Raw genomic sequence first — 23,076 nt, 5'->3', positions numbered from 1 at the left:
AATCGCAACATTATGAAGAAATCATTATTATTAATAGCCATCTGTATTTTCACAGTTGCGTGTGGAAACTCTGAAACTTCCAAAGCAGAAAACTCACAATCTGACGCAACAGTATCTGAAAAAGATGATTCTACTGCCGAGAATGAAAATGCAACTTCGCCTTGTGGTTTAGTAACAGAGACAAAAATCAAGGAAGTATTGGGCATACCTGCTGATGATCTTACCGAAATAAAAGATGTGATGCGAACCTACCCATCTTGTTTTTACAAATGGGAGACAATTGCATTTACCACTAAAAAAAGTATTGCCGGGCAAGAGGTAATTCTTAATTATCCGGCTGAAGCGAGCATCGTATTGGTTAAAAATGCTACTGAAAAAATGTTTGGAATTTCAACAAAGGTTTATAAAGATGGGGTGGCCATAGACGGCATTGGCGATTTGGCGATTTGGGGCTCAACAATGTCGCAGCTTACCTTTTTGACAAAGGGAACGATGATTCATCTACATGTAAGAATCTCTGATGATGCCACAGCTAACAAGGTAAAGGCAGTTGAATTGGCAGCCTTAATTATAGAACAGCTTTAAGAGATACTTTTTAAAGGACTTCTTTCCTTTTGATCAATAAAACAATCAAGAAAATGAAAATTCACATAGAAACAGATCGTTTGCTTATGCGCGATTTGACAGATGAAGACGCGCACGAAATGTTCGCGATGGATAGTGATGCCGGGGTGCATGCTTTTTTAGGAAACAAGCCAATTTCCACTTTGGACGAAGCTAAAAAAATGATCGCTTCCATAAAACAACAATACATCGATAACGGAATTGGAAGATGGGCGGTAGTTGAAAAAGATAGTGGCGACTTTATTGGGTGGAGCGGCTTTAAACTTATAACCGATGTTATAAACGGCAGAACCCAATATTACGATCTGGGTTACAGATTCATTAAAAAATATTGGGGAAAAGGCTACGCTACTGAAACCGCCATCGCTTCATTAAATCATGGTTTTACAGAATTGAACTTCCACGAAATTATTGGAATTGCTGATGCTGAGCATACAGCCTCCAATACCATTTTGAAAAAAGTGGGACTTATAAAACAAAATGAATTTATTTATGATGGCACCCTTCACAATTTCTATTCGCTACATAAAACGGAGTGGGAAAAATATAAAATCGACTTATAATTCATTATAAATCATTAATTTAGTGCTTCTTGAATGTCACAGCACTATGAAACCCAAACTGTATTTATCATTTTTAGCATTTTTCAGCATCGCTCTTTTTACAGCTTGCGAAGCTACGTTGGCACCCGCTTATGATCAAGCTATTGTTGAAAGGGTAACTGAAAGTAGCAATCTGGCTATGCGTTTTTTCGCGGAGCTTGATGGCGGGACCGAGAGTGAGAGTTTTTTCATGCGCCAACCCACCTACAATAAATTAATAGGTGCGTTTGAGTCTTTGAAGCTGCAGGCCAGAGCACGTCCTCTTCCCAATAGTGCTGCTTTAGAAAAGATAAACGCACTTCTTCAATCTAAGGGTAGCAGTGCTATTACCGGCGAGTATCCCAGCGCTTTTGCCTTTGAGCAGATAGCGGCAACCTTTAGTAAAATGAAGCAAACTGACAGTGAGAACGGCATAAAACCCTTGGCGCTACAAGCTTTTAAAGGACAAGTTGAAATCTTTTTAGACCAGGCAATAACGTATGAAAGTTTCTTAAAAAGGTAAAGTTATGAGCGAAAATGTAGCAAAAATTATTACTGATATAAAAGACATTGCTTCAGATGTGTTAGAAAAAGATATTTCTACAATACGCGGGTTTAGCGAGCGCCAAGTAGAGGCCATCGCCAAACAAACAGCAATTATTCAAAAAGGTATAGCCAATGGCGATATTGACGAAGATCTTCGCGAGTTTTTTCTCGACGGTTTGGAAGCTATGACGCTCAATTTCGTAAATACGCTAAAAGGTATTTTGATGGTAACGCTGGAAAAACTTTGGAATGCCTTGGTAACTTTTCTTTACAAAGCGGTTGGGGTTGTAATTTAAATAACAAATAACAAATTCCAAATCGATAAATCCCATTTCCCAAATTAACGAATCCCGAATTATAATTTCGTAAATTTGCACCTTCGTTTTTTATTTTATTAAACCACAATCATGACAAATATAATTCTCTTTGGCCCTCCCGGTGCGGGAAAAGGCACGCAAGCTAATTTTTTGAAAGAAAAATACAACCTAGTACATATTTCCACGGGTGATGTTTTTAGATATAATATCAAAAACGAAACTCAACTCGGCAACCTTGCCAAGTCCTTTATGGCAAAAGGGAAATTGGTTCCGGATGAAATCACTATCGATATGCTCAGCAACGAGTTAGACAAGAACAGCGGCGCCAATGGATTTATATTTGATGGTTTCCCAAGAACGGAAGCACAGGCAGAAGCATTGGGGCATTTAATGGATGATAAAGACACAAATATTGCTGCAATGGTTGCGTTGGAAGTGGACGATGAGGTTTTAGTGAAGCGACTTCTGGAAAGAGGAAAAACAAGCGGAAGAGCCGATGACGCAGAGGAAAGCATTATAAGAAATAGAATAAAAGTATATTATAACGAAACCGCTATTCTGAAAAAATATTATCAAAAACAGAACAAATATCACGGTGTTGATGGGGTGGGGAGTATTGAGGAAATCACGGAACGATTGAGTGACGTGATTGATAAATTGTAAAAATTAAAAACCGAAAAATGTAAAACAGTAAATTTTAAAGTGTAAGAAGCTAATATTTCAAGACTTTTTACTTTTACAATTATCATTTTACATTTATTATTTATATGACTGAAGGCAATTTTGTAGATTACGTAAAGGTTCATGTTACTTCCGGAAAGGGAGGACAGGGTAGCAAGCACATGAGGCGGGAAAAGTATATTCCCAAAGGTGGGCCAGATGGGGGTGATGGTGGCCGTGGAGGGCACGTGATTATAAAAGCGAACAAAAATCTTTGGACGCTCTACCATTTAAAATTCAAAAGACACTTTAAAGCTGAACCCGGCTCACACGGTAGTAAACAAACCAGCACCGGTGCCGAAGGCGCCGATGTTTATATTGAAGTGCCACTAGGCACGGTGGTCCGCGATAAGGAAACTGAGGAAATACTTTTTGAACTTACCGAGGATGGCGAGGAAAAGGTAGTTGCAAAAGGCGGTCGCGGTGGCTTGGGTAATGCGCACTTTAAAACGGCCACCAACCAAACTCCACGCTATTCGCAGCCAGGTGAGGAAGGACTTGAGTCAGATATTATTCTTGAACTAAAAATACTAGCCGATGTAGGTTTGGTAGGTTTCCCGAATGCAGGAAAATCCACTTTACTTTCAGTTATTACCGCAGCCAAACCGAAAATTGCCAATTACGAATTCACCACTTTAAAACCGAATTTGGGCATAGTGGAATACCGCGATTTCAAAACTTTTGTGGTGGCTGATATCCCTGGAATTATTGAAGGCGCCGCAGAGGGTAAAGGAATTGGGCATCGTTTTCTTCGCCATATTGAGCGTAATTCTACTTTGTTGTTCTTGGTTCCCGCAGATGCGCCGGATATTAAGGAGCAGTATGAAATATTGGTAGATGAATTGCGTCGTTACAATCCACAGCTTTTGGATAAAGAACGTTTGGTTGCCATCAGCAAAAGCGATATGCTGGACGATGAGCTAAAAGCTGAAATGAAAAAGATTCTTGACAAGCAGTTTAAGGACATTCCTTATATGTTTATTTCTTCCGTGGCGCAACAGGGGCTGACGGAGTTGAAAGATAAACTTTGGAAAATGCTGAATTAAAATTAAATGTCCGGTCGTGCGCAGTCGAGACCTCCTGTTTAATTATAGTTCTGCTAACCAATAACCGACTGCGCTCGGGGAGATCATTTATCTTTTCTTAAAGATTTCTTAAAAAAACTTTCATAAGTTCTTTATTTCTTATTACTTGCCAAAAAATTAATTGGTATGAAAAAAGGACTACTCTTTCTCGTTTTGTTTTTGGTTTCTTTTGTTGGTTTTGGGCAGTGTCCGACAAATGGTCCACTTGTTTTACAATCACAGGCAGAAATTGATGAATTTGCCACGACCTATTCAGGATGTACTGAATTTGACACTATTTTAATTAATGGTTCGCTTAATGATATTTTTAATCTTGAAGGTTTATCTCAAATAGAAATTATTAATGGAAATTTTAACATTAACGAAACAAATATTGAAAATTTTAATGGTTTAGAGAATCTCGAGTCTATTGGTTATAGGTTCACTATTGCAGAAAATGATTTTTTACAGAATGCTCAAGGGTTATCTAGTCTGGAAACAGTCGGTAGTGGATTATTCTTTCACGGTAATAGTTCTCTTCAAAACCTTTCGGGTTTTGATTCACTAACTTCTATTGGGGACAGTATTCCTGGTGGTTGGGGTTTGCAAATTTCGTATAATTTTTCGCTCATATCACTTTCAGGCTTGGAAAATCTTTCTCACATAAGTGGAAGTATGGAGCTTACTAATAATTACGCCTTAGAAGATTTGAGCGGGCTAAGTGGACTTGTAAATATATATGGTGGTTTTAGAATATCCTATAGTCGTAATTTACAGAATCTCAATGGACTTGAAGCATTAGAAAGTATAGAAGGAACTCTTATTATAAAAGGCAATGATAATCTACAATCAATAGATAAATTGGAAAATTTAGATCCTCAATCCATTGCTGAAGATGGTTATCTTATAGAAGATAATCCGAACTTATCGGTTTGCGATATTGATTTTATTTGCCAGAATTTAAATTATCCCGGTGTACAAATAAATGATAATGCCCAAGGTTGCAATTCAGTTCCCGAAGTAGAAGCCCAATGCCAACTTTCCATAACCGGAGAGGATTTATCACAAAGTCTTTCAATATTTCCCAATCTAGTTTCTTCAACCCTTCAAATAAATACTTCAAATTCAATTATATTTGAGAAGGCAATAGTTTATTCAACATTAGGCAGACTAATTCTTGAAACTTCAGAAAAACAAATCAACCTCGAAACCCTTTCCGCAGGCATCTATTTTGTAGAAGTGGTTACTGACAAAGGGAGCGTAATAAAGAAAATTGTTAAAGAATAACAAACCCAAAACTAAAGGAAGCTTTTTTGCGTATTTTTAGGAAAAGAAAAATACAATGAAATTCCTCTCAATTTTAGTACTCTCTATTCTCCTTGTTTCTTGCGGCGCAACAGTGGCCGTAGATTATGACAAACAAGTAGATTTTTCAAAATACAATTCCTATAATTATTTTCCTACTATAGACTCTGGCCTAAACCAACTTGACGATAGCCGTATTATGCAAATTACGGACAGCTTATTGCAGCAACGCGGTTTTGTGAAGAGCGAGACACCACAAATATATATTAACTTTTATGCGCGTGAGAGTGTTTCACGTTCACGAAATACCATTGGTATTGGTGTTGGCGGTGGCGGTGGCAACGTTGGAGTAGGCGTTAGTGGCGGAATTCCTATTGGCGGAAATGTGCTCAACCAACGTTTGACAATAGATTTTATAGACGTTGAAAAAGACGACTTGGTATGGCAAGCCGTTGCCGAGGGCGAAATGAAAGAACGTGCAGCACCCCAGCAGAAGGAAGCGTACTATGTTTCGGTAATTCAGAGAATATTGGCGAAATATCCACCGAAAGTTGAGTAGCCAGTAGGCTCGCGATTTATCGCGTGCACGAATGTTGAAAATAATCAACAACCATTTTACTACGCAGCAGTAAGTTCTTTTAATTTAATCATAAATTTGTCCCCCTGAGCGGGTCTGCACTGAGCAGTCGAAGTGTCGAACCTTGAACTTTGAATTTTAAATCTTGAACAATATTATTTTATTCAGAAAAATAACCCTCCTTTTTTATCTGCTTCCTTTGTTTGCAGTTGCCCAATACAACTATCAACAAGCGGAGGATTATTTTGAGCAGGAAGACTTCAGCAAGGCGAAACCAATTTTTGAAAGTTTTCTGAAGCAATATCCCAAAGACAAAAAAACCCGTGAGTATTTGGGTGATATTGCGGGTTACGGGAAAGATTGGGACACAGCTATTGCCTATTACGAAAGTCTTGTAAAGTCTGAAGCAGATAATGCCAATTATCATTTTAAATATGGTGGCGCCTTAGGAATGAAAGCCCTTTCGGTTAGTCGAATTAGGGCAGTTAGCTATATTAGCGATATAAAGCATCACTTAGAACGCGCTGCTGCATTAGATTCAAGACATATAGAAACACGTTGGGCTTTGGTGGAATTTTACATTCAGCTGCCCGGAATTATTGGTGGAAGCGAAAATAAGGCAATAGCCTATGCTTACGAATTGGGAAAGATATCTAAAGTTGATGGCTACCTTGCCAACGGCTATATTGCTGAATATTCTGACAGACCTAAAGATGCAGAACGATTTTACAAAAAGGCAATTGAGATAGGTGGCTCGCCACATACCTATGAAAAACTCTCTAACCTTTACGAAAAAAACAAGCAGCCAAAGGAGGCTATTGAAACAACTTCACAATCCTTAAAAAAGCATAAACGCAATCAACTTAATTACCAAATAGGTAAAATATCAGCGCAATACAATCTTGAACCAGAATACGGGATTGAATGCCTAAGCCAGTATTTAGCCAACTATTCCATAAAAGACGGCGTGCCTAAAGATTGGGCATATTACCGATTGGCGCAGATATACAAAAACCTGGGAAAAAAGGAAATCGCCCTTACTTGGATAAATAAAGCTTTATTGGGTGAAGCAGATTTCAAAGAAGCTCAAAAGGAAAAATCCCTCATTCTGGCATTATAATTCATAATTAGAAAAAGTATCTTTACATCTAAACTTTTAAACTCATAAATCTTCTACTAAAATATGAGAATCCACTTTATAGCCATTGGCGGCAGCGCGATGCACAATCTTGCATTGGCATTACATCAAAAAGGAGATACCGTAACTGGAAGCGACGACGAGGTTTTTGAGCCATCTAGAAACAGACTGAAAAACAAAGGTTTGTTGCCCGAAAAAGAAGGCTGGTTCCCCGAAAAATTAACTTCTGAAATCGATGCCGTGATCCTCGGAATGCACGCCAAAGCAGACAATCCTGAACTTCTAAAAGCAAAGGAACTCGATCTGAAAATTTACAGTTATCCCGAATTTCTATATGAGCAGTCCAAAAACAAAACCCGTGTAGTCATTGGCGGTTCGCACGGAAAGACCACAATTACATCCATGATTCTTCACGTTATGAATTACAACGGAAAAAATGTGGATTATATGGTCGGTGCCCAATTGGAAGGTTTTGATACGATGGTAAAAATTACTGAAGAAAGTGATTTCATGGTAATTGAAGGTGATGAGTATCTTTCCTCGCCAATTGATCGCAGGCCTAAATTTCACCTTTATAAACCGAACATTGCTTTGTTGAGCGGCATAGCTTGGGACCACATAAATGTTTTCCCGACCTATGAAAACTACGTGGAGCAGTTTGAAATATTTCTGAACGAAATCACGAACGGTGGCGCAATTATTTACAACGAAGAGGATGCTGAGGTAAAACGAGTTGTGGAAAATTCTACAAATCACATAAAAAAATACCCATATCAAACCCCCGAATATTCGGTTGAGGATGGAACCACTCTTTTGGAAACTCCCGAAGGCCCGATGCCTGTGGAAATTTTTGGAAAACACAATTTAAACAATCTTGAAGGCGCCCGTTGGATTTGCCAATTGATGGGCGTGGACGCTGAAGACTTTTACGAAGCAATCGCAACATTTAAAGGCGCCAGCAAACGACTTGAAAAAATTGCCGAAACAAAAACTGCTGTAGCTTATAAAGATTATGCTCATTCCCCAAGTAAAGTAAAAGCAACTACGCAAGCCGTAAAAAGCCAGTATCCCAATAGAAAACTGATAGCCTGTTTGGAGCTACACACTTACAGTAGCCTAAACCCAGAATTTATAAAAGAATACAAAGGAACACTGGATGCGGCAGATAGTGCCGTAGTTTTCTACTCACCACACGCAGTGTTCATAAAACAATTAGAAGCAATAAAAGGGGAGCAAATTGAAGAAGCCTTTGATCGCCATGATTTGGTAGTTTTCACAAATCCCGCCGATTTTAAAACCTATCTTTTTTCGCAGGATTACGATAATACTTGCTTGCTCTTGATGAGTAGCGGTAATTATGGTGGGTTGGATTTTGAGGAGGTGAAGGGGTATCTGGGAAAGACGTAAGACCGCTTCGCTATAAGACGCAAGACGCAAGACGCAAGACTTTTAGTTGTAACTCTCTTAAGTCCTATGTCTAAGAGTCTTACTTCATTTTGTAAATTTCCTCAATAAATCCCGAAACATCCTTCCCAGAATTTTTAATCAATTCATGTTTTGCGTTTTCAAAATCCGCTGCGTTTTTATCCTGCGAAAGCTTAAACTTACCTTCCCAATTAGTGATTTCAATTTCAAAAGCTTGTATGTAATTTACAAAGCGTTCCATTCTTGAATCATCCTGTTTCAATATGAACTTTTGATCCTTACCTTCCAAAAATTCCGTCATAACAACCATTGTTTGCTTGGCCGTTTCATTATCATTTATAAGTTTAATATTTCCTGTAATGTGAACGATTATATAATTCCACGTTGGTAATTGTGGTGTAGTATAAATGCTTGGTGAAATATAAGTATCCGGCCCTTTAAAAACTACAGTAACTTCGGCGTTCTCAGTTAAAGTTTCCAGTTGTGGATTGCTTCGGTCTAAGTGCGCAACTAGTCTTTTGGTGATTTCGTTGTAAATAAAAGGAATGTGCGTCACAAATGGTTTTCCAGCCTTCGCAGTAACCAACATTCCCAAAGGAAAATGATTGATTACTGAAATCATATTTTCAATATCGTGCGATTGGTGGTGCGGCGGTGGATACATTTTGATTTTAGATTTACGATTTTAAATTGTTGAACTTAAAAGGTGGCTGAGTGTTTTGAAAACTAATTAAGAATTAAAAATATTCTGCCAAATCTTCTTGTTTTCAAAATGTATCGAAGCCACAATTTCCAAGTGAACTCCACTCAAGTTAGCAGAGTTTAAATGTAAAGAAAAAAATTTAAGCTTTGGAAGTCAGTGATTTAAAAAACACAAACCCAAACCCCAAGAAAAGCATTAGGTGGAAAGGAAATAGTCCAAAATCGCCACCTTGGTCGCCTACCACAAAAGCACTGTACATCCCGAAAGCGAAATAAAGCATCAGCACACCTTCAAAAATTACGTTTGGGGATATGTTTTTGGTTAGGTATTTATTGCCTTTCCAACCGTCTTTCAGTGCTCCAATGTTGAATTTTGGGGTACGGATAAATTCACTTTTCTTCCCGAAATGTCCCTCCAAAACCGCAATGGAATTATGTAGTGAAAAACCCATTGCTACTGAAAAAAATGTAAAAAACATACCGCTATATTTTAAAAAGTGCTTAAACCCACCGCCGTAAATGGCTTTGTAAGTGAACCAATAGCAGATAAAGAAGATAATGGTGCTCATTATGAAAAAGCTCATCACATAAAAATATAGCTTCAAATGCTCGTATTCATTTTTGATATAAAGCATCGGAATACTTAAAATAGCAACTATAAAAATGTTCAAAAACATAGTGCTGTTCAGCAAATGTAAGAAGCTGTGTATTTTAGTTTTGAAGGAAATATCAGGACTTTTAAAAACACGCCAAGCCATTTTTTGAAAATTCTCTGCGCCACCTTTGTTCCATCTAAATTGTTGCGAACGTGCTGCACTTATAACCACGGGAAGTTCTGCAGGAGTTTCAACTTCTTCCAAATATTTGAATTTCCAGTTTTTTAGTTGGGCTCGATAGCTGAGGTCTAAATCTTCGGTGAGCGTATCGCCTTCCCAATTGCCTGCATCCAGAATGCAGTCTTTTCGCCAAACGCCAGCCGTGCCGTTGAAATTTATAAAATGTCCCTTACTGTTTCGGCCTACTTGTTCTAAAGTGAAATGCGCATCCAGCGCAAAAGCCTGAACACGGGTGAGAATGGAATAATCCCTATTTAAATGCCCCCAACGGGTTTGAACAACGCCTATTTCGGGATCTTTAAAATATGGAATTGTATTTTTCAACCAGTTTTTCTTCGGAAGAAAATCTGCATCAAAGATTGCAATATATTCTCCTTTGGCAGTTTTCAGACCTTCTTTTAATGCCCCAGCCTTAAAACCCTCGCGGTTTTTACGCGTTACATGTTGAATGTCTAGACCTGTTTTTTGAAGTTCTTGAATGTGCTTAGCGGTTTCTTCAAAAGATTCATCGGTACTATCGTCAAGTACTTGTATTTCCAGTTTATCCTTCGGATAGTCCATTTCGGAAATATTGTCCAACAGGCGTTCCATAACATAAAGCTCATTATAAACTGGGAGTTGGATAGTTACGTAAGGAACTTCTTCTTCTTTTGAAAAATCGAAAGTAGGGGAAGTGCTGTGGTTTTTTCTAGCTTTTAAATAGTTGAAAAGTAGGTTTAATTGCGCCAAGGCATACATAAAGATGAGGAGCAGGGCAATGGAGTAAATGGCAATGATTATGAATTCAAGAATCATTTTTTGAAACTGTATTTAAAAATCCAGCTTAGGATTTTTACGCCCGCAAAGATAGCACCTTTTATTGTACCCGAAACTTTTGAAACGCCAATGCGGTTTTTGTATTTCACGGGTACTTCTGCGTATGTATATTTCTTTTTTAATGCTTTAAGTTGCATCTCTACAGTCCAACCATAGGTTTTGTCCTCCATATTTAGGGCGAGCAATTTTTCATATTTAATTGCACGAAAAGGCCCAAGATCTGTAAATTTTGAATTAAAAAAAAGCGCCATTAGCTTTGTTGCTAATCCGTTGCCAAATCGCTGCGGAAAAGTCATCGAGCCGTTTTCACGTAAATGTTTCACTCTGGCACCAACTACAAAATCGATATTGTCTTCAAGAATTGGAGCAATAATTTTTGTTAATTCTGAAGGGTAATCACTATAATCACCATCTAGAAAAACTACAATTTCTGGTTTTATTTTTTCTTCTGAAATGTATTTCATCCCTTTCAAACAAGCATTTCCGTAACCGGGATTTGGCTCAAAAAGCACGGTTGCACCCGCTTCTTTTGCTACGATCGCAGTAGTATCTGTAGAATTGTTATTTACCACAATTATTTCTGAAACAATATCGGGAATTTCGGCAATCACTTTCCCAATTGAGGCTTCTTCGTTATACGCAGGAATGATTACTTTAATATTTTTTGGCATTAAGAGCTTGAGGATTTATGGACTGCGAATTTCAGAAAAATATATGACAAACCGTTGGACGGAAACAATTTCCAAACCTAACATTTTTGATGCTGCCAACTGCGACTGAATGCTAATTACTTATTTACATAATTCATTAAATCCACATCGTTTCCAAGCAGAATTTCATTGCTGTTGATGCGTTTTTCGAGTGGACCATTTTCAAGATTCAAAACGCCACGCGGGCAAACGGCAGCACAAATTCCACAGCCCACACAACTGGAACGCACAATGTTTTCGCCTTTTTGCGCGTAGGCGCGCACGTCTATACCCATTTCGCAATAGGTTGAGCAATTACCGCAGCTAATGCACTGTCCGCCGTTGGTAGTAATTCTAAATTTTGAAAACAAACGCTGCTGAAATCCAAGTATTGCTGCCATTGGACATCCAAAACGACACCAAACACGACTGCCAAAAATAGGGTAGAAGCCAACGCCAATTACACCACTAAAAATTGCGCCAATGAGAAAGCCGTAAGATTGACGCAAGATTTCAGCATCAAAAAGGAAAAGGGTTTTACCAGTGGTGAAATGAAGCGCAATTAATGCAATTATAATAACGAAATAAGCAATGGAACCTATTCGGGCATCTTTTTGCAATTCTTCCCTTTTAAAAATCCAAACTCCTAAAAAAACAAGTGTTAAAAGTGATGCTACACTTATAAGAAAAACATCTTTCGTCAACCAATATTTTGAACTGTCATCCCCTAAATAGGAATGCACAACTGCTGTGGTCATCAAAACCACAAAAACCAGTACGCTGTGGATTACCCAGCGTTCTACTTTCCAGGCTACTTGTCTTTTATCGCTCAAATGGCGAAAAGGATCTCCGGCAGTTTCCGCCAAACCGCCACAACCGCAAACCCAAGAACAGTACCAACGTTTGCCATACTTATAAGTTAAAATTGGGGTAATTATAAAGATGGATGCGATTCCAAAAATTAGAAGTCCCAAACCAATATCTCCTGCAGAAACAAATTCGTCCACACGGTATTGTTCAAAATTGTAATAATTAAGTGGCCAGATATTTTTTAAGTCGTAGTAGGGAAGTGAAAATGATGCACTGTTTAAACGCAGCATTAATTCAGGAATCAAAAAGGCAAAGCCAAGTTGAAAAAACATGACAGAAAACGTTCTTAGCTTTTCGTAATTGTTGTTACGGTATTTCAGAAGAAATTTCACCCCAAAAGCCAAAATTGCCATCGTATAGAGCGTGCCATATAAAAACCATTGGCTTGCTGGGCCGCCATTCAATAATTTGCTTAACGGATCAAAAAGAGCAACAAGACCTTTATTATCTCCATCTTGCACCAACCCCAAATACTGCGGAAACCAATACAGCACCATATAAAAAAGGGTGAGTAATATACCCAAAATCCAAGCCCAAAACCCGCGGGAGGTTAGCGATTTAAAATAGATTCCATCGTTTTTAATTCCTTCGTGTTTATTAGCGTAGGCCGCAATTGAAAACCAAATAGTCCCCGCAGCTATCATTCCCAATGAAACGCTTAACCACAAGGTTTTGTTGGGAAAATCGAGATTGAAGAGTGCCAAAAAAAGCAACGCCAAACCAATTAATCCAATTGCTGAAGCGATTTTTTGTTGGGTATTAATAGTTTTTGGCGGCTCGCCAGTAAGCGACATATTTCTTTGGAAGTTACTCATAGACTAGGCGTTTACGGTTTGATTTAAAAATTTGGACTGAATTTCCTTTTCATACTTTTTATAAAACTCGGGATCAAAATTGGCTTGTTTTAGGTTTTGGATTACGTACTCCAGACTTCTTTTTTCATTTAGCCACTTATCAAAAACTTCGTGCCTCATTCGTATTCCGAAAGTGTTTATTCCCAAAAATTCATTGGTGTTTTTATTATATGAAATAGTCACGCAACGCAGATCGCTATTGCATTTCCAATGAAATTGCGCTTCGTAATCCTTTTTTCTGCTTTCTGAAAAAACCCAACCATAGGTTTGGTATTCAATATCAAAAAACTTGGCGCTGTTAAACCAGTTTCCTGGATTATATTCAAACGGTTTTTCGCAAATGGTTTGCGCCAATGCTTCGCCCATTATTCTGCCTGTGTACCAAACAGCTTCTACGGATGGGCGGTTGCCGATGGGTTCGCGTTGCTGTGCACAATCGCCAATGGCATAAACATTTTTAATGTTGGTTTCTAGCATTCGGTTTACTAAAATACCTTTGTCAGTTTCAATTTCTGAGTTTTTCAGAAATGAAATTTGTGGTTTTACGCCAGTAGTTATCCCAACCACACAGCAAGGTATTTCTTCGCCGTCTTTTGTAATAATTGCTTTTACATTGCCTTTGTCATCACCTAAAATTTTCTCAAGTTCCGTATTAGGGCGAAGGTCTACTCCGTGCGAAAGTATATGCCGTGAAATCATTTCAGCATCTGGCTTTGGAAGTACGCCGGCCCAAAAAGCATCTTCGCGAACGAGCATTGTTACTTCAATGTTTCGGGTTCGGAGCATTTCGGCCATTTCAACACCAATCAATCCTCCGCCAATTATTACCGCTCGCGGACATTCTTTATTGTTCGGGGCATTTTTTTCGAGGGTTTCTAAATCTTGTTTTGTCACCAAACCTTGTACGCCGTTTAATTTCAAGCCTTCCCATCCAAATGTGTTTGTAACCGAGCCTGTAGCAATAATCAGTTTATCGTAGTCAATTGTTCCGCCATCTTTAAAATGGAGTGTTTTGTTAGCTGTGTCGACCGTTTCAACGAAAGCTTTTTTAAGTTCCAGTCTGTTCTTTTCCCAAAACCAAGGTTCATAAGGTTCAATATCTCTCCAGCGCATATGGCCCATATAAACATACATTAAGGCGGTACGTGAAAAAAAGTGATCTGTTTCTGCGGAAATTATAGTTATCTTTTTATCAGAAAGTTTACGGATGTGCCGTGCGGCGGTTATACCGGCAATACCGTTGCCTATAATGACGATGTGCTCCATATTTTTTGATGATTGAATTTTCAGTCGTTTATAAATTTACGCAATTACAACTTCGGCAGATTCAAAACGGCTATTAATATTTCTATAAATTCTAAATAAAGGGCTAAATTCAACCATAATTTATTTCAAAAATGGTTTTACTTTCCCGCGTCGTGTTTTGTTTTTGTCTTTTTTTCGTTGTTGCCGGATGTGCCCAAAAGAAGGATTCTTTCAAAGAAAAGACAATCCAGCAAGCTTCGATTTCCAAAATAAACGGAGTGAGTCTAGTTGCAGCTCCCGATTCTCTTTTGCAGAAAAACATTGCTCCCTTAAAAGAAATCCACGCCAATTATGCTACTGTGATGCCTTTCGGCTTTATTAAAAGTCTAAACCATCCCGAAGTAATATACAACCAAGAGCGGCAATGGTTTGGCGAAACTGCTACAGGCGTTCGGCAGAATATAAAGCTGCTTCACAAGAACGAAATGAATGTAATGATGAAACCCCAAATTTGGGTTTGGAATGGAGAGTTTACAGGTTTGGTAAAAATGGCTTCGGAAGAAGATTGGCTCCAACTTGAAAATTCATACCAAGAATTTATTTTGGGTTTTGCAAAAGTTGCTGAAGAAGAAAGTGTAGAAATATTGTGTATTGGCACCGAACTAGAAAAATTTATAGAACATCGTCCAGAGTATTGGCGAGATTTGATTGCTGAAGTGAAAAAGGTTTACAATGGAAAATTAACCTATGCTGCCAATTGGGACGAATACAAACGTGTGCCTTTTTGGGATGCCTTGGATTATATTGGCGTGGATGCATACTTTCCAATTTCTGACAGCAAAACGCCGACTATTGCCGAAACAAGAGCAGGTTGGGAGCGATGGAAAGAGGATTTAAAAATGTTTTCAGAAAAGAAAAATAAAAAAATCCTTTTCGCTGAATATGGTTATCGCAATGTTGACTTTAGCGGGAAAGAACCTTGGAAAAGTGATAGAGAAATGACTTCTACAAACGCAGAAGCACAGATAAATCTATTGGAAGGTTTGTACCAATCTTTATGGAAAGAAAATTGGTTTGCAGGTGGTTTTCTTTGGAAATGGTTTATTGCGCACGAAAAAGTGGGAGGCGAAACCAACAATCAATTTACCCCACAAAACAAACCTGCGGAAGTTACTGTGGCAAAGTATTATACAAAGTTTAATAAATAAACTAGTTCTGGATTATCTGTGCTTTTTCATTTCTTCCAAGTAATCCTTGGCAATGGCTGTTTTTTGCGTTTCAGAAAATACCTTACCCGCCAGTTGAAAAAAGGTGTGTTCTTCTTCGTCTAAATGATGTTCAACCTTTTCGCACAACTGTTTTGCATACACAAGCCAAGCTGGCGAGTCCATATCTGTCTCGCTCACTTTTTCAATTAATTCGTCCATTTCGTGATGTTCGGCAATTCCGTGGCGGGCGTGCTCTTGCATCATGTCGTTATGGATCAATGGCGAATAGAAAGTGCGTTCCTCTGCATCTGCGTGGATTTGCAACTCGTGTTTCAATTTTTCCCACATTTCTTTTCTGCCCTTTGAATCTCCCGAAGTGGAGGTTGCCAAACGGCATAGTTCGCGTTGTTTGTCGTGGTCTTTTCTAATGGCTTCAAAAATGTTCATGGTTTTGTCTTTTACAATGGTTTCTCTTACAATATCCTAAAAATTTTGGAAAGAAGCGAATTTGAAAAATGAAATTTCGTGGCGTTATTGCTTTTCAGCTACTTGTTGAGAAATTTTTTGTTCTGAAAATTTTGTGGAGTTGGCTAGTTTTATGTTTTTCAAATAATAATTGTAGAGTTGCTCCGCATCAGCTCCCAGCCAACGTTTTACATAAATTGCCCAAAAATGGTACTGCAACTTCCAAACGCCTTCTTGCTTATAAAGCCTTGCAGAAGTTGTAATCCATTGCTGTATTACTACAAATTTGTTCCGTTCGTAAAGCTCGTTGATTAAAATATTATCTTCGTAAATAATATATTTTTCATCAAAACCTCCAATTTCTTCGAAGAGATCTTTGGTGATAAATTGACTTTGGTCGCCACCGCGGCAGGCACGCCAGCTAAATTTAGTAAACCATCCCGCAAGTTGCAGCCACCAATGGTTGCTGTCAAATTTCATTCGGAAGCAACCAGCAGGATTTCCTTTTTCAATTTCGGAAATAATATATTTATCGAAATTTTTGGGAGGAAAAGAATCTGCGTGTAGAAAGTATAGAATTTCGCCAGATGCTTCAGTAGCACCTTTATTCATTTGCTTGGCGCGACCTTTTTCTGAATTTTCCAATGTCATCCTGAGCGTAGCCGAAGGGTTAATGGACTCGATAAACTCTTTAATTATTTGCTGCGTTCCGTCATTGCTTCCGCCATCCACGGTAATAATTTCTATTTCATTTTTTGCAGAAATGTTTTCTGAAAGAAAGGTCAATAATTTTTTTATAGTTTCGGCTTCATTCAAAACCGGGATGATGATGGATAGCATGCGGTAAATTTACAAAAGTTAAACCTCACAGGATTTAATAGTCTGTGAGGTTTGATTATTTTCAAAACAGAAAACTATTTCTGTTCGTTCAAGTTCCAATTATAATTTTTATAGGCCAAGCTTGCACCAGCATTTATCTTGGTCTTAGCGTATTCGTTAATGTAACCGATAACGTCTTTTTTTCCATTTACCGTAAAATCTTTCTGGTACCAATCAAAAACCGAGGACAGTTTAGGATTGCTGGCAGAAATATCGTTCTTATCACTATTGACAAATTCTTTTGTAACGCGATCTAATTGCTCGTTTATTTTACCCGCTGTAAAAGCTTCATTCAAAAGCTTTGGGCAGGAAATAGAAGCACAGTTTATAGCGAAGTGGATTCTAGATTCGTTCATTTTCCGAAGAATTCCGTTTTCAATTCCGCCTAAAGACAATTCTTTGCTTCCCACGGAGACGCGGCCTTTGGTCCAGGCGCCATCAATATCTTTTATACTTTTAAGGGGATAATTTTCCACGATTAATTCTACCGTTGCAGCATTGTAAAGGTTTATGTAATAGGCTAACAATTCCTGTACGCTCCAATCGTCAGTAGGATTTTTTTCAGAAAGCATCTTTAGATAATCGTCCAGTTTTGCTTTGTCGTTTTTGAATCCTTTATAATCGACCAGACCTTCATTATTCACGTGTTTTTTCAGCAATTTGTCCCATTGTGAGTGGTCCACATTTATGGCAGAATTTGCAGTTGTTGAAGTAAGATCTGATTTCACTTCTTTAGTAGGTTGTCCTTGGCTGCTAACCCCTGCAGCGGAAAGTAAATTACAACTCTGCATTATAAGTGCAGCCATTATTAATGTTGTGAAATTGATTAATGTTTTCATTATTTTCGAGATTTTTGTTCGGTTTTATATACGAGCAATATCAGTTTTTGGTTTTAACGGGATAAAGCATTTGTGAGGTGAACTTTACAGGAAATTTTTCATCACCATTAAAGCCCAGCTCAACGTCCCTGCCATCGTGCGGAATATGATCGGTTCTGAAAAGGTAGTCCCAAAGGCTTAAACTAATTCCAAAATTAACACCGTGTTGGGCATTTTTTGGTAAAACTTTAGCGTGGTGCCAAATGTGCATTTTTGGGTTGTTAAAAATATATTTTAAAAAACCGTAATCCCATCCCAAGTTTGCATGATTTAAATGTCCAATAGCAAGTGCGGAAAAATGGACAATCGCTACTGATTCTACATTAAAACCACCAATAATCGCTAGTGGAATGTACAGCAGAGATTTATAAACCACAGGTTCCATCCAGTGATAACGCAGGTGTGCAGCAAAGCCCATCTCTTTTACGGAATGGTGTAATTTGTGAAAATTCCAAAGAAAGGGAGAGTAGTGAAGTAACCGATGCGTATTCCATTGTACAAAATCTGTTATCAAAAAGAAAATTAGAAGTCCGAAACCAAAAGGTAGTGCATCCAAATCTAAAAGCTGAAAAGCTGAGAGCTTTAATCCAGCAAAGCCTAAAATATCATTAAACAACTCTGCCGTTGCATTTGACAGGAAAATAAGCACGATCAAATTCAAAAGAAAAAAGTTGAAGAACATATAAAATGTATCTAGCCAAAAATCTTTTCTGAAAACATTTTGCTTCTTTCGCCACGGAAATAAAAGCTCTAAACCCCAGACTACCAAAGAAACAAGTATTAATCCATAGAAATAATTTTCCCAATGGAAACGAGTCATTTCTGTCCACAGATAATTAAAGTAGCCATGGTAGGAGTTTTTGAATATTTCTAAGTATTTTTCCAAGGTTTTTTGGTCGCAATAAATTGCTAAAGTTTACAATTGCTTAATTAACTCGGTAAATAGAGTAATCATATCTGGTTCTGCCTTTGCCGCCATTGCTATTATTTCTTCAATATTCACAGGTTCCAAATTGTCTGGATCACATTCATCAGTCAAAACCGAAACGGCTGAAACGGGTATTCCTAAGTGGTTAGCAACGATAACTTCTGGCACCGTGCTCATCCCGACTGCATCTGCGCCAATAATTTTTAAATAACGGTATTCAGCGCGGGTTTCCAATTGTGGGCCAACCACACTTGCGTAAACACCTTTGTGTAATTTTATATTATTTGCGGAAGCAATCTGCTCCATTTTTTTGTTCATTTCGGCGTTATAGGGCGCACTCATATCTACAAAACGCTCACCCATTTTTTCAACACCGCGGAAAGCTAATGGCGAATCACCTTGAAGATTGATATGGTCGTCAATAAGCATTATTTCTCCTTTTTTGAAATTGAGGTTGATTGCTCCAGATGCATTGCTCACCAACAAATGCTTTATTCCCAGTAAGTGCATAACGCGAACGGGAAAGGTAACATCGCTTAACGAATAGCCTTCATAAACGTGAAAACGGCCTTGCATTACAACTACCTTTTTTCCTTCCAAAGAGCCGTAAATAAGTTTTCCCTTGTGGAATTCTACTGTAGCTGTAGGGAAATTTGGAATATGGTTGTAGCTAATCTCGGCTTCAACTTCCAAGTTTTCAATTAGTTTTCCGAGACCGGTACCCAGAATAATTCCAACTTCTGGATTTTCAAAACCGCGCTGTTTTAAATAGTCTGCGGCTTGTTCAATATATTTTGTAATGCTCATATTTTGTTCATTTTTATGATAATCTTCTACTATAACCAGACGTAGGACGAAAGGACTTAAGACATAAGACTGAAATAATTTAAAATTGACTTTTATGATTAATAATATTTAGCTCTAACTCTTATGTCCTATTCATAAAAAGTTATTGTCTAAATAAGGCGGCAGAAATTGCTGAAAAGCATCAATATTTTTGAGGTCTTCAAAATAATCTATGTCATTTCGTTCTTCCAGAAGTATGTATTTTTGGTTTTTTAAATCTTTCAAAGTAGCTTCCAAAACCGTGCTAGTGCCCCAATTTTTATTTTTGAAAATTTCTGAATTCAATTCTTTCATTCCCAAAAGATAATAGCCGCCGTCGGTTGCTGGGCCAATTACAAATTGGCCTGTATCCAAAATTCCGAAGGCTTTTTCTATATCTTTTTGCTTCAGTTCATAAATATCGCTACCTACAATCATCACTTTTTCATAGCCCATTTCTAAAACTTCGGAGAAAGCGTTTTTCATCCGTTCCCCCAAATCTAGACCAGTTTGTATTTTTTTTCTGAAAATATCTGGATTCCAAATATCGTCGCGATGAATGTTTTCTGAATAAAAAACATATTTATCTACGTTTAAGTTTTCTGTAATTTCAACAGTATGCTTAAGCAGAAATTTATAGATTTTCAATGCACTTTCATCCCCAACCGATTTTGCCAAACGGGTTTTTACCTTTCCCAATTCAGGATTTCGCGTAAAAATAATCAATGCTTTTTTTGAAGTGGGAAAATGAAAATCGAAAGCCATTTCTTTGTCGCCGGTAGTGTCTTTTGAAGTTAATAATGCCATTTTTATAATCGGTATTCGGTAGGCGCGCGATTAATCGCGCGCGTACACCATCATTGGTTTTAATAAACAGGATTCCCTGCGTGCAAATACCTGCTCCACATTTTCGAAAATGTATGTACATTTTCGGTTTCAATTCCTGTGGAATCAATCACGGGATAATTCTTGTTTTTCCATTCAAATATACCACCGTATAAATTTTTAATGTTAGTAAATCCAGCTTTTTTTAGCTTTTCGCCAATTTGTTCGGAACGGATTCCCAAAGAGCAATAAATAATTATCGGTGCGTTTTTCTGTAATTTTTTAAGCTCTTTTTCTTCGGAAGAAAAATCGTTGAAGCCAACGTTTTTGGCCGAAGCAATATGGCTTACGACGAATTCGTTCGGCTCGCGTGCGTCCAAAATTACTACAGAATCATTCATCTGCAACATGCGCAATTCTTCGACAGAAATATAGGGAATGCTATGTGTGTTGTAGGTTTGCAACAAATCAGCCAAGTCTTTTTGGGCGGAGCTGTTTGCTGCGATTAAGAATAGAAGAATGAAGATTGTTTTTTGTTTCATAATATTATTTACAATACAACGCCAAAACCCTGCCAACCGCTTTCTACGGGCGGAAGAATTTCGGTATTGTCCCAAATTCCGGTGATTATCGTTCTCGCATATTCCTGTGGCAACAATTCGTTTTGCATCAGTTTGCTCGTCAACGCGAAGTTGTAATCCATCCTGTGATGTTTAAAACTCAGTTTGTTTTTTAAATCATTCAAAATCATGTACCAGACCTGCGGGGTGCCGTCGTTTGCTGGCATCCCTATAACTCCTGGGTTTAACCACGTTTTATTCTCTTTAATGTGATGAAATGGCAAGCCGCAGTGGCCCGCTATAATTACGTCACTTTTGGTAGCTTTAAAATTTTCAGCTTTAATTTCCCACGGAGTCGATTTAAAAATAAATTCCGAAACATTAAAATAGGAGCCGTGCACAACTGTAACCTTCTTTCCAGCATATTCAAATTGAAGATGATCGGGCAACGTTTTCATAAAATCCAACGAACTTTTTGAAAGTTTGCTTTGCGCGAATGGATACCACATTTGCGAAAATCCGTCGCACCTTCCGCCAGCTCTAAAATCGCAACCGCAATCCTCAGCGCCTTCACGGAGCTGAATTTCCACATTTCCAACAATGCTTTTGACACCCCAAAGTTTAAAAAGCTGAACCGTTTCTTCGGGCTGTGCGCAATAGCCCACAATATCGCCCGTGCAAATGCAATTTTCCGGGGAAATATTTTCCTCTTCGGCAATGCTTTTCAGCTTTTCCAAGGCTTGCAGATTGCTGTACACGCCCCCAAAAAGAAGCATCTTTCCTTTCAGATTTTTTATATGTTCTATTTTTTTATCCAAGTTGGTATTAAATATAAAAGTATACAACTGCCAATTCCCCAAATGTTTACCCAAAGCAAATCGGCGTATTTGCCTTCGGTGAAAATGAGTTGCTTTGGAAAAATTTCAAAAACCAAAATAAAGCCGAAAACAATTCCCATCAGTACACTTACGTAAAAACTCACTTTAGGAGCTTTCATTTTCCAAAATAAAAATACGGGGGTAAGTCCAATTACCATCGTTCCAGATATAGTTGTAGCGGAAAGGATTTCGGCATTCAAAAATACTGGAATGGTTCCCAATATTGCAATAATTGCCATTGATAATCGTCCGAAACTTAAGTTTTTTCCCAACTTTAGATCTACCGCAAGCAATTTTGAAAATGAAGAAAAAGTTGAGTCCAAAGTGGAAGCAGCGGAGGTGATCATAATGAAATTTATAACCAAAAGTATAATCACGCCAAATGCTTTGCCAACTTCAACCGCCGCCTGTCCTTCCATTCCTTGCATTTTTGCATAAATACCGATTACACTAAAAAGTACGATACACAAACCGCCTAATAAAGTAGCCCATAAAAAACTTTTCAGTGTAGTTTTAGGCGAACTTAAAAAAGCACGATCCGTCAAAACTGGGTCGTGAAAAGGGTAACTAAATGATTGAATGATTGCTGCGAAAAATAGATTGAGTCCCAATCCAAAACTCCAAGTTCCTGAACTAGCAACTTCTGCAACTGTGAAATCTTCCACAGAAAATATTTTCCAAAGAATAATACAAAGCAAAATGGCAAATAGACCCATTTGAATTACATCGGTAAAAATGGAACTGCTCAAGCCACCTTTCATTGCATAAGCCAAAGTCAATGCCGTAAAAACCATAATAGACCAATAAGAGGCAGAGCTTCCCTGTTCGCCAAAATAGGTGCCAATTACCATCGTGTTGCTCCAAACTTCGTTGAACAAACGGATTGCGATTAAAACAGAAAAAATCCGCATTGCGCCTTTTCCGAAACGGCTCGTTAAAAAGTGGTGGATGCTTGTAAACCCGCCATCTTTTCTCAGGAAATAAATAATAATCCCCGCCACGGCAAAGGACAAATAATATCCGGCATAAGCAACGCCGCCCACAATCCCGAAATTGAGGCCGAGATTTGCGGCGTTAGTAATGCTTTTCGCAAAAATCCACGAAATAATGAGGCTTCCCGTGAGCATAAACGCATTGGGCGCTTTTTTGCGGTGCGTGGCCTTAAAAAATTGATCAGTGGTTTTAGCTAATGGGGAAAGGAAAAACAGTATCAAACTCGATACGATTATCAATGCCCATTGCCAAATTTCTACGTTCATAAATTTTGTTTAAAAGTCCTCCCCAACCCCTCCAAAGGAGGGGCTTTTATATTCCCTTCCCT

General features: G+C 38.2%; 25 protein-coding genes. 11 read left to right on the top strand and 14 right to left on the bottom strand.

Annotated elements, in window-relative coordinates; genetic code table 11:
- Positions 1-12 precede the first annotated feature (12 nt).
- The 10 genes from ESV24_RS05665 to ESV24_RS05620 all read left to right on the top strand — a co-directional run bounded on the left by ESV24_RS05665 (position 13) and on the right by ESV24_RS05620 (position 8,279).
- A complete protein-coding gene (locus ESV24_RS05665) occupies positions 13-585 on the top strand; it encodes a hypothetical protein (RefSeq protein WP_111814568.1) in 573 nt (190 codons plus the stop codon).
- A gap of 53 nt (positions 586-638) precedes the next feature.
- Positions 639-1,187 carry a GNAT family N-acetyltransferase gene (locus ESV24_RS05660; protein ID WP_111814570.1) on the top strand — a complete coding sequence of 183 codons (549 nt, stop codon included), beginning with the start codon at positions 639-641 and terminating at the stop codon, positions 1,185-1,187.
- Positions 1,188-1,233: 46 nt separating this feature from the next.
- Entirely contained in the window at positions 1,234-1,728 is a 495-nt protein-coding gene (locus tag ESV24_RS05655) for a hypothetical protein (RefSeq protein ID WP_111814572.1), read from the top strand.
- Between the two features lie 4 nt (positions 1,729-1,732).
- Positions 1,733-2,047 (top strand): hypothetical protein, encoded by a 315-nt coding sequence (locus tag ESV24_RS05650; RefSeq protein ID WP_111814574.1) that lies wholly within the window; start codon positions 1,733-1,735, stop codon positions 2,045-2,047.
- A gap of 111 nt (positions 2,048-2,158) precedes the next feature.
- The gene (locus ESV24_RS05645; protein WP_111814576.1) at positions 2,159-2,731 is read left to right on the top strand and encodes an adenylate kinase; all 573 of its coding nucleotides are present in this window, start codon (positions 2,159-2,161) and stop codon (positions 2,729-2,731) included.
- A 104-nt stretch (positions 2,732-2,835) separates the two neighbouring features.
- Entirely contained in the window at positions 2,836-3,834 is a 999-nt protein-coding gene (gene obgE, locus ESV24_RS05640; RefSeq protein WP_111814578.1) for a GTPase ObgE, read from the top strand.
- A gap of 165 nt (positions 3,835-3,999) precedes the next feature.
- Positions 4,000-5,139, top strand: a complete 1,140-nt coding sequence (locus ESV24_RS05635; protein ID WP_111814580.1) for a T9SS type A sorting domain-containing protein — start codon at positions 4,000-4,002, stop codon at positions 5,137-5,139.
- Between the two features lie 55 nt (positions 5,140-5,194).
- Entirely contained in the window at positions 5,195-5,716 is a 522-nt protein-coding gene (locus ESV24_RS05630) for a DUF4136 domain-containing protein (RefSeq protein ID WP_111814582.1), read from the top strand.
- A 163-nt stretch (positions 5,717-5,879) separates the two neighbouring features.
- Positions 5,880-6,854 (top strand): tetratricopeptide repeat protein, encoded by a 975-nt coding sequence (locus tag ESV24_RS05625; protein WP_317046785.1) that lies wholly within the window; start codon positions 5,880-5,882, stop codon positions 6,852-6,854.
- Positions 6,855-6,917: 63 nt separating this feature from the next.
- Complete coding sequence (locus ESV24_RS05620; protein WP_111814584.1) at positions 6,918-8,279, top strand: UDP-N-acetylmuramate--L-alanine ligase; 1,362 nt, start codon at positions 6,918-6,920, stop codon at positions 8,277-8,279.
- A 79-nt stretch (positions 8,280-8,358) separates the two neighbouring features.
- On the opposite strand, the gene ESV24_RS05615 is transcribed toward ESV24_RS05620, so the two are convergent.
- From ESV24_RS05615 to ESV24_RS05595, 5 genes are all read right to left on the bottom strand, one after another.
- Positions 8,359-8,961, bottom strand: a complete 603-nt coding sequence (locus ESV24_RS05615; protein WP_111814586.1) for an FMN-binding negative transcriptional regulator — start codon at positions 8,959-8,961, stop codon at positions 8,359-8,361.
- Between the two features lie 178 nt (positions 8,962-9,139).
- Positions 9,140-10,630 carry a cellulose synthase family protein gene (locus ESV24_RS05610; protein ID WP_111814588.1) on the bottom strand — a complete coding sequence of 497 codons (1,491 nt, stop codon included), beginning with the start codon at positions 10,628-10,630 and terminating at the stop codon, positions 9,140-9,142.
- A complete protein-coding gene (locus tag ESV24_RS05605; protein ID WP_111814589.1) occupies positions 10,627-11,322 on the bottom strand; it encodes a glycosyltransferase family 2 protein in 696 nt (231 codons plus the stop codon). The genes ESV24_RS05610 and ESV24_RS05605 overlap by 4 nt, the downstream gene beginning before the upstream one ends.
- Positions 11,323-11,438: 116 nt before the next feature.
- The gene (locus ESV24_RS05600) at positions 11,439-13,025 is read right to left on the bottom strand and encodes a 4Fe-4S binding protein (RefSeq protein ID WP_111814591.1); all 1,587 of its coding nucleotides are present in this window, start codon (positions 13,023-13,025) and stop codon (positions 11,439-11,441) included.
- A 3-nt stretch (positions 13,026-13,028) separates the two neighbouring features.
- A complete protein-coding gene (locus ESV24_RS05595) occupies positions 13,029-14,330 on the bottom strand; it encodes an NAD(P)/FAD-dependent oxidoreductase (RefSeq protein WP_111814592.1) in 1,302 nt (433 codons plus the stop codon).
- 257 nt (positions 14,331-14,587) lie between these two features.
- Here ESV24_RS05595 and ESV24_RS05590 point away from each other — a divergent pair, with 257 nt between their 5' ends.
- A complete protein-coding gene (locus ESV24_RS05590; protein WP_235003979.1) occupies positions 14,588-15,517 on the top strand; it encodes a glycoside hydrolase family 113 in 930 nt (309 codons plus the stop codon).
- 12 nt (positions 15,518-15,529) lie between these two features.
- On the opposite strand, the gene ESV24_RS05585 is transcribed toward ESV24_RS05590, so the two are convergent.
- From ESV24_RS05585 to ESV24_RS05545, 9 genes are all read right to left on the bottom strand, one after another.
- Positions 15,530-15,964, bottom strand: coding sequence for a hemerythrin domain-containing protein (locus tag ESV24_RS05585; protein WP_111814596.1), 435 nt, complete (start codon positions 15,962-15,964; stop codon positions 15,530-15,532).
- 84 nt (positions 15,965-16,048) lie between these two features.
- Positions 16,049-16,822 (bottom strand): TIGR04283 family arsenosugar biosynthesis glycosyltransferase, encoded by a 774-nt coding sequence (locus ESV24_RS05580; protein WP_111814598.1) that lies wholly within the window; start codon positions 16,820-16,822, stop codon positions 16,049-16,051.
- Between the two features lie 74 nt (positions 16,823-16,896).
- Positions 16,897-17,700: a DUF547 domain-containing protein gene (locus ESV24_RS05575; protein ID WP_111814600.1), complete on the bottom strand. Its 804-nt coding sequence runs from the start codon at positions 17,698-17,700 to the stop codon at positions 16,897-16,899.
- 40 nt (positions 17,701-17,740) lie between these two features.
- Positions 17,741-18,625 carry a sterol desaturase family protein gene (locus ESV24_RS05570; protein ID WP_111814602.1) on the bottom strand — a complete coding sequence of 295 codons (885 nt, stop codon included), beginning with the start codon at positions 18,623-18,625 and terminating at the stop codon, positions 17,741-17,743.
- 30 nt (positions 18,626-18,655) lie between these two features.
- A complete protein-coding gene (locus ESV24_RS05565) occupies positions 18,656-19,474 on the bottom strand; it encodes a purine-nucleoside phosphorylase (RefSeq protein ID WP_394364088.1) in 819 nt (272 codons plus the stop codon).
- Between the two features lie 132 nt (positions 19,475-19,606).
- Entirely contained in the window at positions 19,607-20,299 is a 693-nt protein-coding gene (locus ESV24_RS05560; RefSeq protein ID WP_111814604.1) for a TIGR04282 family arsenosugar biosynthesis glycosyltransferase, read from the bottom strand.
- Between the two features lie 59 nt (positions 20,300-20,358).
- Entirely contained in the window at positions 20,359-20,859 is a 501-nt protein-coding gene (locus ESV24_RS05555; RefSeq protein WP_111814606.1) for a rhodanese-like domain-containing protein, read from the bottom strand.
- Positions 20,860-20,867: 8 nt separating this feature from the next.
- Positions 20,868-21,695: a metallophosphoesterase family protein gene (locus tag ESV24_RS05550; protein WP_111814953.1), complete on the bottom strand. Its 828-nt coding sequence runs from the start codon at positions 21,693-21,695 to the stop codon at positions 20,868-20,870.
- Positions 21,680-23,014, bottom strand: coding sequence for an SLC5/6 family protein (locus tag ESV24_RS05545; RefSeq protein ID WP_111814607.1), 1,335 nt, complete (start codon positions 23,012-23,014; stop codon positions 21,680-21,682). Before ESV24_RS05545 ends, ESV24_RS05550 begins: the two co-directional genes overlap by 16 nt.
- Positions 23,015-23,076: the final 62 nt, after the last annotated feature.

The organism is Aequorivita lipolytica (assembly GCF_007997135.1).
Classification (GTDB): domain Bacteria; phylum Bacteroidota; class Bacteroidia; order Flavobacteriales; family Flavobacteriaceae; genus Aequorivita; species Aequorivita lipolytica.
This window is presented reverse-complemented; position numbering and strand designations above follow the sequence as displayed.

Excerpts from the sequence above, each read along its gene's own strand:
- ESV24_RS05665 (WP_111814568.1), top strand. The coding sequence starts at position 13 with ATGAAGAAATCATTATTATTAATAGCCATCTGTATTTTCACAGTTGCG.
- ESV24_RS05660 (WP_111814570.1), top strand. The coding sequence starts at position 639 with ATGAAAATTCACATAGAAACAGATCGTTTGCTTATGCGCGATTTGACA.
- ESV24_RS05655 (WP_111814572.1), top strand. The coding sequence starts at position 1,234 with ATGAAACCCAAACTGTATTTATCATTTTTAGCATTTTTCAGCATCGCT.
- ESV24_RS05650 (WP_111814574.1), top strand. The coding sequence starts at position 1,733 with ATGAGCGAAAATGTAGCAAAAATTATTACTGATATAAAAGACATTGCT.
- ESV24_RS05645 (WP_111814576.1), top strand. The coding sequence starts at position 2,159 with ATGACAAATATAATTCTCTTTGGCCCTCCCGGTGCGGGAAAAGGCACG.
- obgE (WP_111814578.1), top strand. The coding sequence starts at position 2,836 with ATGACTGAAGGCAATTTTGTAGATTACGTAAAGGTTCATGTTACTTCC.
- ESV24_RS05635 (WP_111814580.1), top strand. The coding sequence starts at position 4,000 with ATGAAAAAAGGACTACTCTTTCTCGTTTTGTTTTTGGTTTCTTTTGTT.
- ESV24_RS05630 (WP_111814582.1), top strand. The coding sequence starts at position 5,195 with ATGAAATTCCTCTCAATTTTAGTACTCTCTATTCTCCTTGTTTCTTGC.
- ESV24_RS05620 (WP_111814584.1), top strand. The coding sequence starts at position 6,918 with ATGAGAATCCACTTTATAGCCATTGGCGGCAGCGCGATGCACAATCTT.
- ESV24_RS05615 (WP_111814586.1), bottom strand. The coding sequence starts at position 8,961 with ATGTATCCACCGCCGCACCACCAATCGCACGATATTGAAAATATGATT.
- ESV24_RS05610 (WP_111814588.1), bottom strand. The coding sequence starts at position 10,630 with ATGATTCTTGAATTCATAATCATTGCCATTTACTCCATTGCCCTGCTC.
- ESV24_RS05605 (WP_111814589.1), bottom strand. The coding sequence starts at position 11,322 with ATGCCAAAAAATATTAAAGTAATCATTCCTGCGTATAACGAAGAAGCC.
- ESV24_RS05600 (WP_111814591.1), bottom strand. The coding sequence starts at position 13,025 with ATGAGTAACTTCCAAAGAAATATGTCGCTTACTGGCGAGCCGCCAAAA.
- ESV24_RS05595 (WP_111814592.1), bottom strand. The coding sequence starts at position 14,330 with ATGGAGCACATCGTCATTATAGGCAACGGTATTGCCGGTATAACCGCC.
- ESV24_RS05585 (WP_111814596.1), bottom strand. The coding sequence starts at position 15,964 with ATGAACATTTTTGAAGCCATTAGAAAAGACCACGACAAACAACGCGAA.
- ESV24_RS05580 (WP_111814598.1), bottom strand. The coding sequence starts at position 16,822 with ATGCTATCCATCATCATCCCGGTTTTGAATGAAGCCGAAACTATAAAA.
- ESV24_RS05575 (WP_111814600.1), bottom strand. The coding sequence starts at position 17,700 with ATGAAAACATTAATCAATTTCACAACATTAATAATGGCTGCACTTATA.
- ESV24_RS05565 (WP_394364088.1), bottom strand. The coding sequence starts at position 19,474 with ATGAGCATTACAAAATATATTGAACAAGCCGCAGACTATTTAAAACAG.
- ESV24_RS05560 (WP_111814604.1), bottom strand. The coding sequence starts at position 20,299 with ATGGCATTATTAACTTCAAAAGACACTACCGGCGACAAAGAAATGGCT.
- ESV24_RS05555 (WP_111814606.1), bottom strand. The coding sequence starts at position 20,859 with ATGAAACAAAAAACAATCTTCATTCTTCTATTCTTAATCGCAGCAAAC.
- ESV24_RS05545 (WP_111814607.1), bottom strand. The coding sequence starts at position 23,014 with ATGAACGTAGAAATTTGGCAATGGGCATTGATAATCGTATCGAGTTTG.